Source organism: Dolichospermum sp. LEGE 00246, assembly GCF_015207865.1.
GTDB lineage: Bacteria > Cyanobacteriota > Cyanobacteriia > Cyanobacteriales > Nostocaceae > Dolichospermum > Dolichospermum heterosporum.
The window spans coordinates 1-11798 of sequence record NZ_JADEWA010000002.1 but is presented as its reverse complement, the minus strand read 5'-3'; the positions used below and the strand labels follow the sequence as shown (position 1 = coordinate 11798).

Annotated in this window: 14 protein-coding genes; 7 read left to right on the top strand and 7 right to left on the bottom strand. The window is 38.9% G+C overall.

What is annotated here, in order from left to right; all coding sequences use genetic code 11:
• Positions 1–82 precede the first annotated feature (82 nt).
• Positions 83–1222, bottom strand: coding sequence for a TRAP transporter substrate-binding protein (locus IQ228_RS00290; protein WP_193961906.1), 1140 nt, complete (start codon positions 1220–1222; stop codon positions 83–85).
• Between the two features lie 262 nt (positions 1223–1484).
• Here IQ228_RS00290 and IQ228_RS00285 point away from each other — a divergent pair, with 262 nt between their 5' ends.
• From IQ228_RS00285 to IQ228_RS00275, 3 genes are all read left to right on the top strand, one after another.
• Positions 1485–2291 carry a Uma2 family endonuclease gene (locus IQ228_RS00285; protein ID WP_027402227.1) on the top strand — a complete coding sequence of 269 codons (807 nt, stop codon included), beginning with the start codon at positions 1485–1487 and terminating at the stop codon, positions 2289–2291.
• Positions 2292–2539: 248 nt separating this feature from the next.
• Positions 2540–3163, top strand: a complete 624-nt coding sequence (locus IQ228_RS00280; RefSeq protein ID WP_193961905.1) for a TRAP transporter small permease subunit — start codon at positions 2540–2542, stop codon at positions 3161–3163.
• Positions 3164–3171: 8 nt separating this feature from the next.
• On the top strand, positions 3172–4515 hold the full coding sequence (locus IQ228_RS00275; RefSeq protein WP_027402225.1) for a TRAP transporter large permease subunit: 1344 nt from the start codon (positions 3172–3174) through the stop codon (positions 4513–4515).
• Between the two features lie 88 nt (positions 4516–4603).
• Here IQ228_RS00275 and IQ228_RS00270 read toward each other — a convergent pair whose 3' ends face one another.
• Both IQ228_RS00270 and IQ228_RS00265 read right to left on the bottom strand, forming a co-directional pair.
• Complete coding sequence (locus IQ228_RS00270) at positions 4604–5020, bottom strand: putative toxin-antitoxin system toxin component, PIN family (RefSeq protein ID WP_027402224.1); 417 nt, start codon at positions 5018–5020, stop codon at positions 4604–4606.
• Positions 5013–5231 carry a hypothetical protein gene (locus IQ228_RS00265; protein WP_027402223.1) on the bottom strand — a complete coding sequence of 73 codons (219 nt, stop codon included), beginning with the start codon at positions 5229–5231 and terminating at the stop codon, positions 5013–5015. Before IQ228_RS00265 ends, IQ228_RS00270 begins: the two co-directional genes overlap by 8 nt.
• Positions 5232–5438: 207 nt before the next feature.
• Between IQ228_RS00265 and IQ228_RS00260 the strand changes: the two genes are divergently transcribed.
• The 3 genes from IQ228_RS00260 to IQ228_RS00250 all read left to right on the top strand — a co-directional run bounded on the left by IQ228_RS00260 (position 5439) and on the right by IQ228_RS00250 (position 6532).
• Positions 5439–5924: a pentapeptide repeat-containing protein gene (locus IQ228_RS00260; protein WP_051424293.1), complete on the top strand. Its 486-nt coding sequence runs from the start codon at positions 5439–5441 to the stop codon at positions 5922–5924.
• A gap of 248 nt (positions 5925–6172) precedes the next feature.
• The gene (locus tag IQ228_RS00255; RefSeq protein ID WP_160170618.1) at positions 6173–6310 is read left to right on the top strand and encodes a hypothetical protein; all 138 of its coding nucleotides are present in this window, start codon (positions 6173–6175) and stop codon (positions 6308–6310) included.
• A 36-nt stretch (positions 6311–6346) separates the two neighbouring features.
• Positions 6347–6532: a hypothetical protein gene (locus IQ228_RS00250; RefSeq protein WP_035081659.1), complete on the top strand. Its 186-nt coding sequence runs from the start codon at positions 6347–6349 to the stop codon at positions 6530–6532.
• 83 nt (positions 6533–6615) lie between these two features.
• Here the strand turns inward: IQ228_RS00250 and IQ228_RS00245 are convergent, their stop codons facing one another.
• The 3 genes from IQ228_RS00245 to IQ228_RS00235 all read right to left on the bottom strand — a co-directional run bounded on the left by IQ228_RS00245 (position 6616) and on the right by IQ228_RS00235 (position 8005).
• Entirely contained in the window at positions 6616–7194 is a 579-nt protein-coding gene (locus IQ228_RS00245) for a Uma2 family endonuclease (RefSeq protein WP_027402221.1), read from the bottom strand.
• A 131-nt stretch (positions 7195–7325) separates the two neighbouring features.
• Positions 7326–7769, bottom strand: coding sequence for a type II toxin-antitoxin system PemK/MazF family toxin (locus IQ228_RS00240; protein ID WP_027402220.1), 444 nt, complete (start codon positions 7767–7769; stop codon positions 7326–7328).
• On the bottom strand, positions 7763–8005 hold the full coding sequence (locus tag IQ228_RS00235; protein WP_027402219.1) for an AbrB/MazE/SpoVT family DNA-binding domain-containing protein: 243 nt from the start codon (positions 8003–8005) through the stop codon (positions 7763–7765). The genes IQ228_RS00240 and IQ228_RS00235 overlap by 7 nt, the downstream gene beginning before the upstream one ends.
• Before the next feature lie 374 nt (positions 8006–8379).
• Here IQ228_RS00235 and aspS point away from each other — a divergent pair, with 374 nt between their 5' ends.
• Positions 8380–10167, top strand: coding sequence for an aspartate--tRNA ligase (gene aspS, locus IQ228_RS00230; protein ID WP_193961904.1), 1788 nt, complete (start codon positions 8380–8382; stop codon positions 10165–10167).
• Positions 10168–10283: 116 nt separating this feature from the next.
• Here aspS and IQ228_RS00225 read toward each other — a convergent pair whose 3' ends face one another.
• A complete protein-coding gene (locus IQ228_RS00225) occupies positions 10284–11588 on the bottom strand; it encodes a hypothetical protein (protein WP_193961903.1) in 1305 nt (434 codons plus the stop codon).
• Positions 11589–11798 lie beyond the last annotated feature (210 nt).

Below are 11798 nucleotides of genomic sequence, written 5' to 3'. Positions count from 1 at the left end.
AGTCCGCGCAGGCGGACTTCGTTTGTATAGCCGCGTTCGCGTAGCGTGGCGAAGCCATATTCTATTCGCCAGGATTTAATTTTCAATTCCCCGCTTTCAACTTCCCATAGGCATAACGGGTTAAACTGCCTTCATTAAGATTATTCCAAGCATACATCCGATCTCTAAAGGGTTTCCACTGTTCATAAACGGCTTTAAAATCAGCATCTTTAGCCGCAAATTCATCATATAAAGCAAAAGAGGCTTTTTCCGCTGCTTCCAAAATTTCTTGACTATAAGCACGCAGTTGAACCCCGGTTTTTAATAGTTTCTCTAATGCTTCACTATTGCGGGTATCATAACGAGCTAACATTGTTGTATTCGACTGATATGCAGCGGTTTCTAAAGCTGCTTGGTATTGAGGTGGTAACTTTTTCCATTCGTCCAAATTAACTTGTACTTCTAAAGTTGGACCTGGTTCCCACCAACCTGGATAATAATAAAATTTAGCGACTTTATTTAAACCCAATTTTTCATCATCATAGGGTCCCACCCACTCAGCCGCATCAATAGCACCTGTTTGTAGCGCTTGGAAAATTTCCCCACCAGGAAGAGTCTGTACAGTTACTCCCAGTTTAGCCATAACTTGCCCCCCTAAACCGGGAATCCGCATTTTTAAGCCCTTGAGATCATTAAGTGTTTTGACTTCATTGCGAAACCATCCCCCCATTTGTGTCCCCGTATTTCCCGCAGGAAATTGAATCACATTAAATTTACTGGCGTAAATTTCCCGCAGTTTGGTTAAACCTCCGCCTTCATATAACCAAGCGTTTTGTTGTTGGGCATTGAGTCCAAATGGTACTGATGTACCAAATCCTAAAGCCGGACTTTTACCAATGTAGTAATAAGCAGCAGTATGTCCGGCTTGGACTGCACCTTGGGAAACCACATTGAGAACTTCTAAACCGGGGGCTATTTCTCCAGCCGCACGGGGTTCGATGATAAATTTACCGTTAGTGAGAACTTTGACTCGCTCCGCTAAAACCTGCGCCCCGCCAAAAATAGTTTCTAAGGACAATGGCCAACTTGTAGCCATTTGCCATTTTACTGTCGGTAGGTTACTGGTGTCGGTTTGACCTTTGACTGCTTGATTTTGCGCCTTTTGACAACCAACAACAATTGCTACTCCTGTAGCTGCGATCGCACTTTGAGATAATCTGTTAACAATAGCTCGACGTTTCATAAAAATGAATATTAGTAAGATTTACCTACAATATCATAATCCTGTAAAATTTTAGCCACTACATGGTAGGTTGATCTTAAAATTTTTCGTTGAGATTAGGCACGGGGAAAAAAGGTTTTAGACTTGTTTACTTTTCCTTGTACAGTTTGATTCTATGGTGCTGATACACTTAAAACTTATTATTTCTTATAATTTTGCCAATTGCTGATCATTTCAGATTAGTATAAAAATATTAAGTAATTTCTAACTAAATTTAACGGCTATGTTAGAAACTGTTTTGGCTGAACCTAGCATTAAACTGCCACCCACCCAGGCAGAACTTCCTTGTGATGATGGTATCCCCATGGAGACACAAAGACATAAATTACAAATGGATATTTTAATTGATACCATTCAGCCTTGGTTAGATCAAAGGGCTGATGGATATGTAGGTGGCAATATGTTTGTCTACTACAGTTTAGCACAATTAAAAAATCAAGATTTTCGCGGTCCAGATTTCTTTGCTGTTTTAGGTGTGCCGAAAACAGAAAGACTTTCTTGGGTAGTTTGGGAAGAAGGAAAACCCCCAGACGTGGTAATTGAATTACTTTCAGAAACCACAGCTAACAATGATAAAAATCAGAAAAAACTGATTTATCAAAATCAAATGCGGGTTTCTGAATATTTTTGGTATGACCCGTTTAACCCCAATGATTTTGCAGGTTTTGATCTGAATAGTGGTGCATATCAACAGATTGCTCTAAATGAGAAAAATCAATTGGTAAGCAAAGTTTTAGATTTAGCTTTGGTGCGTTGGGAAGGTAATTATAGAGGCGTTGATGCCACTTGGTTACGCTGGGCAACTTTGGATGGTGAGTTGTTCCCCACTTCTCAAGAAATGGTAGGAATTGAAAGACAAATTACAGAACAAGAAAAACAACGGGCAGAACAGGAAAAACAACGGGCAGAACAAGCTGAATTGCAATTAAGACAAGTTGCCATTAATTTGTTACACAATGGAATGTCTGTAGAACAAGTGGCACAATTGACAAATTTGGATATTTTGGAGGTGGAAAAATTGCTTAATTAATAGTAATAATTTCTCGTTTCTCGTTCCCATACTCTGTATGGGAATGAATTCCAGAAGGCTCTGCCTTCAATAACAAAATAGGCAGAGCCTCCATAGGGCATTCCCAGTCAGAGACTGGGAACGAGATAACGAGATAAAAACACTGGGGAAATTTCTGAGTCTGTTTTAACAGACTTGAGCTATTAGACAGGGAATTTATTCCCTGGCTGACTGTATTATCAGGTCTTGCCTTTAATTTATTATGTTGTATGCGTAACTCAAAAAGATTTACTTTCATCAGTAAGCTATTAAGATTTTCCCAGTTTATTGACAATGGTGCTGATAAATTGGGATGGTTATCGAATTGGCTGGTTTTGCTGACAATTGGAGTCGGTTTTTTCAATGTTGTCGCCCGTTATATGGGTCGCTTTATTGGCGTACAATTGTCTTCTAATGCCTTATTAGAACTGCAATGGTATTTATTTTCTCTCACATTCTTATTCGGCTTCGTTTATATTTTACGTCATGGAGAAAATGTCCGGGTTGATTTTCTCTATACTAATATGAGTGAAAAAAAACGCGCCTTAGTTGACTTTGTGGGAACAGTTTTATTTTTAATTCCCTTTTGTCTACTTGGCATTTGGGTGACAATCAATCCAGTTTTACAATCTTGGGGGAGATTAAGTAATGGTAGTTGGGGAACTTGGGAAATATCTTCTGATGCTAATGGTTTACCCCGCGCCCCAATTAAAACAATGGTTCCTATAGCCTTATTATTGCTGCTTTTACAAAGTATTTCTCAAGCAATTAAATATTTAGCAGTATTACTAGGCTATCAACAAGTAGCGGAACAAATTCGTTTAGAAACTTCAGAAAATATCAATATTGAATAGGGGAAAATATGGGTTTTGAATGGTTAGCAGTTTTAATGTTTGTCGGCTTTTTCTTTATTCTCATGAGTGGCTTCCCTGTCGCTTTTTCTTTCGCCGGCACAGCCATTGTTTTTGGACTTATTGGTACAGCAGTTGGGGCTTTTAATCCGGCGCGTCTTCTCCTATTACCTAATAGTTGGTTTGGCACAATGTCGAATTTTACCTTACTTGCTATTCCCTTCTTTGTGTTTTTGGGCGCAGTTCTAGAAAAGTCAGGATTAGCTGAAGAATTATTAGAAACTATCGGCATTATTTTAAGTCGTGTTCGGGGAGGATTAGCTTTAGCAGTTGTCTTAGTAGGAACTGTTTTAGCAGCCACAACTGGAGTTGTAGCCGCCACAGTAATTGTGATGGGGATGTTATCATTACCGTTGATGTTACGCTATGGCTATGATAAAAAATTAGCTTCAGGAGTAATTATTGCTTCTGGTACTTTAGCCCAGTTAATTCCTCCCAGTTTAGTTTTAGTGATTCTCAGTGATCAAATTGGTGTTTCTGTGGGAGATTTATTTTTAGGGGCATTAATTCCCGGATTAATGTTATCTACTTCCTATATTCTCTATATTTTAGGACTAGCTTTTTTTCAACCGGAAAAAGTGCCACTTATCCCTGATGATGTGGTAATTCCTCAAGGTAATCAATTAATTAAACAAGTTTTTAAAGCTGTTGTACCCCCGATTATTTTAATTTTTGCGGTGTTAGGAAGTATATTCTTTGGTGTGGCAACTCCCACAGAAGCCGGGGCTGTAGGTGCTGTTGGGGCTTCTATTCTCGCCGCTTTTAATAAACGTCTTACACCACAATTAATTCGTGATGCTGCCCATTCTACCGCAGTGATTACGGCTTTGGTGGTGATGATTTTATTCTGTTCTTCTATGTTTAGTTTGGTGTTTGATGCTTTAGGTGGAAAAACTCTGATTACTAATTTATTAATAGGTTTACCCGGAGGATATTGGGGGTTTTTAATTGTTAGTAATATCGTGATTTTTATTTTAGGAGCTTTTTTAGAATTTATTGAAATTTGCTTTATTGCTATGCCTTTATTAGTACCAGCGGCACAGGCTTTAAATATTGATATGGTGTGGTTTGGTGTGGTTATGGCAGTGAATTTACAAACCGCATTTATTTCTCCACCTGTAGGCTTTTCTTTGTTTTATTTACAAAGTGTTGCCCCTAAAGAAGTGAGTACATTAGATATTCATAAAAGTGCGATTCCTTTTATCATTTTACAGTTCATTGTCTTGTTAATTGTCATTGCTTTCCCGCAAACAGTTCGCTGGTTAATTGATATTTCGGCAACAACTGGGGTTTAAGGCATTTTTGGGCGGTTGGGAATCGCGTCTATACAGGCAAAACCTGCCTACGCAGGTTAAAAGATTCCTTTGTGATCATATTTTATTATCAAACTGAGAAAATTTCTAAAAATTGCGTGGCGGTAATAATATCAACTCCTTGAAAGGGATGAAGTTCTAATAAATCTTTATCTCCTGTAATAATATGAGTTGCATTACCATTAATAGCAACCTCAAGAAATTTGTCATCTTTTGGATCTCTACACTCCTTAATCATCTGAACTATTTCAGTTTCTTCTGATTCAAGTTTGAATTTAGCTAAGAATTGAGTACGAACACTCACAGAAATATATTTATCGAATTTTGACCAATTAAGGATTTCTTGTAGTTCTTGAAAAGTCGCATCTGAAAATAAAATTATTCCTAAGCTTCTGGCTTTTTTGAATGCCACATCTGGAATAGATGACTTAATCAAAACGGCACTAACTAAAATGTTTGTATCAACAACAAAACGTAATTCATCCATTCTGAAGAATCTCATTTAAAATTTCTGGAGTTAATCCCCTATTTTTCGCTTGTTCTTGCATTTCTTGGATAATGTCATCTAGAGATTTATCTTGAATAATTAATTTGAGCAAATCGTTAACAATAGTCTGAATTTTTTGCTGTTTTTGCGGTTCTGCTGCTTGATAGGCTTTGGCAACTTCTGCATCAACTTTAATGGCAATTGTTTCCATTTTTTGATAGAAAAAGTAAATTACATTTGTTTGATTATAGCATTTAACAGATACAAGAGGGCTGATTGGGAAAGCAAAGGGGCTGCGATTCGCAGTGGAGTTACCTAATCATCAAAAAAGCCCCTGTTTAAAATGCACCATGTATAATATAGTTTATCTATCCTGTATATTCTCTATACAGAATTACAAACATCCAAGGGTTAAATCATGGCAAGTTACATTAAGTCTAAAGTCCAACAGTCTCTGAGTTTTCTGCTGGTCTTGGTTATAGCATTTTCAGTATTCAGTGGGGTTCTCTTCCTCAATCCTAGTCCTTCCTATGCGTATAGTCAATCTGATCTTAGTCGGGCGCTTATTGGTGACAAGGATTTAATCGGGGCGGATTTAAGAGAGGCGGATTTAACCGAGGCGGATTTAAACAAGGCGGATTTAGGCGGAGCGTATTTAAACAGGGCAAATTTAAGAGGGGCGAAGTTAGACGGGGCGTATTTAAGCTGGGTGGATTTAAGAGGGGCGGATTTAACCGGGGCGGATTTAACCGAGGCGTATTTAAACAAGGCGGATTTAAGAGAGGCGGATTTAACCGAGGCGGATTTAACCGAGGCGGATTTAACCGAGGCGATCGCCAATAGTCAGACTAAATTTCCTGACGGTTTTGATGCAAGGGGCGCAGGAGTAAACATCCGACCCTAATAAATTTTATTCCCAGACATCAAAAAAACCTCGCCTTTTCTAAGATAGGGTGGGGTTTTCTGATTCAGCCATATTCCAACTACATTACTTGCGGCTGGAAGATTATCTAAAATTGGCGGTTTCCAACCGCCAAAGCTAAAATAACTGATTTTTCTTTAACTAAAACTACTACAATGACTGTTGATGCTAGATAATGGGAAAACCTTGACATTTACCCAACCTAGCCCGGAACCAAAGAACTAACAACTATGCGCGGCGAACTCCGAAAAGAACATATTGGTGAAACTGTTACCTTTTACGGATGGGTAGACCGTCGCCGCGATCACGGTGGTGTGATATTCTTAGATTTGTGCGGTTCAGTTATTAGTTGGGCTTACACTATTTAATCCATATCAAAATCCTTAACTAAGGAGATAAATAAAATGTCAGAAGAAGAGTTTCAACAAAAAATCTTAAATTCACTCGAAGAATTAAAAACTGATGTGGCAAAATCAAATGAGAAATTTGAGGTGTACAGGCAAGCTACGCAGTCACTGGTTAATTTGGCTTTCGGTTTGATTGCCAGCGCCACGATAATTACGGTGGTGTCGTCAGTTTTTAAGAGGTAATTTCTGAATACCAAGAAGGCATGGATTTGAAACCCATAATGATGAGTTTTGCCTGTGTAGTAACTGGAACTTGAAATATAGACTTAAAGAAAAATCGGCTGTAAATCTAAAATAAAACCTGGTAATACATCTTCTCCAGATAAACTTATAGGAGATTGTAAAACTTCTATTTCTTGATTTTGACGATAAATTTCTACTTGTTTGGTTTTAGGATTAATTAACCACCCTAAACGTAAACCATTGGCTATAAATTCCTGCATTTTTGCTTGAGTATCTGCTAAATCATCACTTTCAGAAACTAACTCAATCACAAAATCGGGACATAAAGGCAAAAACTTTTTTCTTTGTTCTGGTGTGAGTACATTCCATCTTTCTATTTTAATCCAAGACACATCTGGGGAACGGGTAGCACCATTAGGTAATTTAAAACCTGTGGAAGAATCGAAAGCTTTTCCTAAATTATTTTGGCGATTCCAATACCCTAAATCAAGACAAATTTCAAAATTACGATTTCCTGTTTCTCCTCCAGTTGGTGACATAATAGTTAATTCTCCTTGATGTGATAATTCTAAACGCAAATCTTTATTAGCAGCGACTATTTCCACAAATTCATCATCTGTGAATTTTAATGATTGTGGTATTTGTAAAGTTACAGCAGTCATGATTCATACCTCTTGAATAATCTTGAATAATACTTTCCATTATATCTGTTAAAATGGCGGTTAGAAACCGCAGCTACACAGACGAAACCCACCTTCGTGGGTTAAATTCCGTGAGTCCGCGTAGGCGCGATTTATAAAATTAATGTTTCAAGTTTCGCTTGTACTTCTTCTATTAAATCTTGGGTAACACTCTCAACAAATTTTACCTTTCTAGCTCTCCAATCTAGTGTTTTAATTTGGTCAGCTAACACAACTCCTTTTGTTTTCATTCCCTCAACAAGTGGAACTTCAAAACTCAGCCCTTTTGGATTGCTAGTTATAGGACACACTAGAACTAAAGAAGCCATTCGATTATATTTAATTGGAGATATAACAAGAACAGGACGATAGCCGATTTGTTCACGCCCAAGTTGTTGTAATTCGTTATTTAATGTCTTAGCAATATCATCAAAAGACATTCCTGACGCTTGCAGGGAAAATGCACGCTTAATCGAATCAGCAGTAAATCTTTGTGTGTTCCCAAATTCTAATTTAACAATATCTCCTCGATTGGGAAAATAAGAATTAACTACCAATCTTCATTCCCCACAGCGTTTCCAGTTTCAAATTCAGGATGAAATTTATCAGGAGTCATACCTTCAAGCAACTCATCCAGGGTATATTTTTTTCTTTTTTGTGGTGTAATCACAATCCTGTTACCTTCCACACTAAAATTTATCGCTATCCCTTCCGTTACTTGCGCTTGTTCAGCTACGGATCTGGGAATCCGAATCGCTAAACTGTTTCCCCATTTTGCCACAACTGTTGTCATAGTTATCTCCCAATATTTTGTTAGAAATCTACAGGACTAAACTTGAGGTTTTCTCCAGTCAAACACTCTTCACAACTTAGGTCAATGTATATACTTTGAGTATACATATTTAATTAGCGGGTGTCAATAAATTTTTTAACCTGTAGAAAGGAAATCGCCCTGATCACTTCCCCCGTCTCTGATCTACGGTTACACACAAGTTCCGAAATAAATACGTTGTAGCAATCACCGGTAGAGTAACCCAACGTCCTGAAGCCAAAGCTAAAATAACTGATTTTTCCAGAACTAAAACTACTACAATGACAATTGATGCTAGATAATGGGAAAGCCTTGACATTTACCCAACCTAGCCCGGAACTAAAGAACTAACAACTATGCGAACTCACTATTGCGGCGAACTCCGGAAAGAACATATTGGTGAAACTGTTACCTTTTACGGATGGGTAGACCGTCGCCGCGATCACGGTGGTGTGATATTCTTAGATTTGCGCGATCGCTCTGGTATTGTCCAAATCGTCAGCGACCCCCAGCGCACCCCAGACTCCTACGAACAGGCTAACGCGCTCCGCAATGAATACGTTGTAGCAATCACCGGTACAGTTAGCCAACGTCCTCCAGAATCCCTAAATCCCCGGCTTCCCACTGGCGAAGTGGAAATCTATGCTGATAAAATAGAACTACTCAACGCCGTCCGCAAACAATTACCTTTCCAAGTTTCCACCGCAGACACGGAAACAGTTAGAGAAGACTTGCGGTTAAAATATCGTTATTTAGACCTACGACGGGAACGCATGGCGCAAAATATGCAATTGCGTCATCAAGTCATTAAAGCCATGCGGCGCTACCTGGAAGACTTAGAAGGTTTTATCGAAATCGAAACCCCAATTCTCACTCGTTCGACTCCTGAAGGGGCGCGAGATTATATTCTTCCCAGTCGCGTTAATGAAGGTGAATGGTTCGCTTTACCGCAATCTCCCCAACTTTTCAAACAATTATTGATGGTATCGGGAATGGATAGATACTATCAAGTGGCGCGATGTTTCCGGGATGAAGATTTACGTGCTGACAGACAACCAGAGTTTACTCAATTAGACATGGAAATGAGTTTCATGTCTGAAAATGAAATTATTGAACTCAATGAAAAGTTAGTTTGTCATATTTTTAAAACCGTGAAAGGAATTGATTTACCTCGTCCTTTTCCTCGTCTTCCCTACGCGGAAGCTATGAACCGTTACGGAAGCGATAAGCCTGACACCCGCTACGGTTTAGAATTAGTTGATGTTTCCGATGTTTTAAAAGATTCCGGTTTTAAAGTTTTTCGAGAAGCTGTTGCTAACGGTGGTATTGTTAAAATTCTCCCCATTCCTAACGGTAACGATGCCATTTCTAATGTTCGCATTAAACCAGGTGGCGATATTTTCCGAGAAGCCGCAGAAGCTGGTGCAAAAGGATTAGCTTATATTCGCGTTCGGGAAAATGGCGAAATTGACACCATTGGCGCAATTAAAGATAATTTGACACCGGAACAAAAGCAAGAAATCTTAACAAGAACAGGTGCAAAAGCTGGACATTTGTTATTATTTGCGGCGGCTGATAGGTCCACTGTGAATAAAACTTTGGACAGAATTCGTCAATTTGTAGCTAAGGAATTTAAGTTAATTGAAAAAGATAAGATTAACTTCCTGTGGGTGACAGAATTTCCCATGTTTGAATGGAATGCAGATGAAAAACGTTTAGAAGCATTACATCATCCTTTTACCGCACCTCATCCTGATGATATCAGCGATTTAAAAACAGCCCGCGCTCAAGCTTATGATTTAGTCTTCAATGGGTTTGAAGTTGGTGGGGGAAGTCTGCGAATTTATCAGCGAGAAGTTCAAGAACAGGTGTTTTCAGCTATTGGTTTATCAACGGAAGAAGCACAAAGTAAATTTGGCTTTTTGTTGGAAGCTTTTGAATATGGAACTCCTCCTCATGGTGGTATTGCTTACGGTGTAGATCGTTTGGTAATGTTGTTATCTGGAGAGGAATCAATTCGTGATGTGATTGCTTTTCCTAAGACTCAACAAGCTCGTTGTTTGTTAACAGATGCTCCTGCAAATGTGGACGCAAAACAATTAAAGGAGTTGCACGTTGCTTCAACTTTTAAACCGAAGGTTTAAGGTTTGATTATTCCCTCTGCTTTTTTTGCAGAGGGGTTAATTTTGGTTAAGTTCTCAGGCAAAAGCGCACTTTCAACCCCTATTTCCGTTTTCGTTGCTATCTGTATCGGTGGTTATCAATAACATACAAAGCTAAAGTCATTACTTGCTAAATACAAGCCAGTTACTCCCTCAACAAATCCAATGAGTTCAGAAGTATCTTTCAGAAAAATGCTAGTACCACTCTTGCCTCCAAGGGAATAGGTTTCGCTTAACTCATAGGAGCGACGATTTCCATGAAGTTGAATGGTATCTTGAGTATTGAAATCTTTAATCAGAGCGTAGTCTTGTAAACCTTTTCCTTGATAGTATGCTTGTCTAGAATTTCCTAGTACAAAAGTGTCTCGACCTTTTCCGCCGTAAAAGATGTCAATTTCTCCTAATCCTGGATTGCAAGCATAAGGATTAACTCCAATCAGAGTATCACGACCATTCCCACCATAAAGAGCGTCATTGCCTTCTCGTCCAACAATGTAATCGTTGCCGTTGAGTCCTTTGATTTCGTCCCATTCATTAGTGCCGAAAAGAGTATCTTTGCGATTTGTACCCTTTATCTCATTAAGATCGAAAGAAATGTTGTAAGTGATATCCAACACAAAGTCAGGTCCTGGGTTGTCGGCATCAAACTCAAGAGACCCCCCGAATTTAATCACATGATCTTCAGGAGAAAGGTTGCCTATCCCCACCCAATACCCGTCAGCAAGCACGCCACCAAAAGTTCCTCCTCCAGGGATGTCTGAAATGTTATCTTCAGGTAAAGTGTAGGAAAAAGGCTGATCAGATTGCTGTCTGTATTCAAATAGGTTAGGAATCTTAACGCCATCTATAGAGGCACTGAGATCCACAATGCCAGCAAGAAGAGTATCGAGTTCTATTTTAACCTCACCTTCTGTTGGTCCACCTGTACCAATACCTCCCACTAAAGTTCCATCCGAATTACGAATCGGGTCTCCCTTCGCATCACGAAGCACATCAGGACTTACCGCATTCAAAATCGGCAAAAAGAAGACAGATCCACCCGCTACCTTAATTGTCCGCTCGGCAGTTGCCGTGAATGGCAGTTCATCCGTCTCTGCAACTGCACCTGCCAGAAATTGGATGGAACCAATCCGAGTTAAACTGGCTTTTTCACTAGAACCTGCCGCCCCATTTGGATCGGTATTGTCGTCAAACTGACTAGGATTTTTGTCGGCAGGAATACCAAAGAATGTTTGCCACCAGATGTCTCCTAAATCATTCTGTTCAAATCCATTTATTCTTTCGCTCGGCGAAAAAACGCTTGCAAGCAGTAAATCATTTGTCACCTGCCCATGGGAACTTCTATCCATAGGCTTCTCTGGTTTAGAAGGAATTAGCTCATCCTTATGATTAAATTTTTTCACCTTTATTTTCCCATTTAACTAGTTTTAATCTTTCTGCATCCAATAATATTGTCTCTTGTCTAATCAGAGTAAATTTGTTGCGTCAAAATGACATATTAAATCAGAAATAAGGTGAATTCGTATGGAAAAATGTCAGATTTTTTCAAAGTTACTGTATTCATGAACTCAATACAATTCTTACATTTATTGGTTTTGAGTAAGATTTTTAAC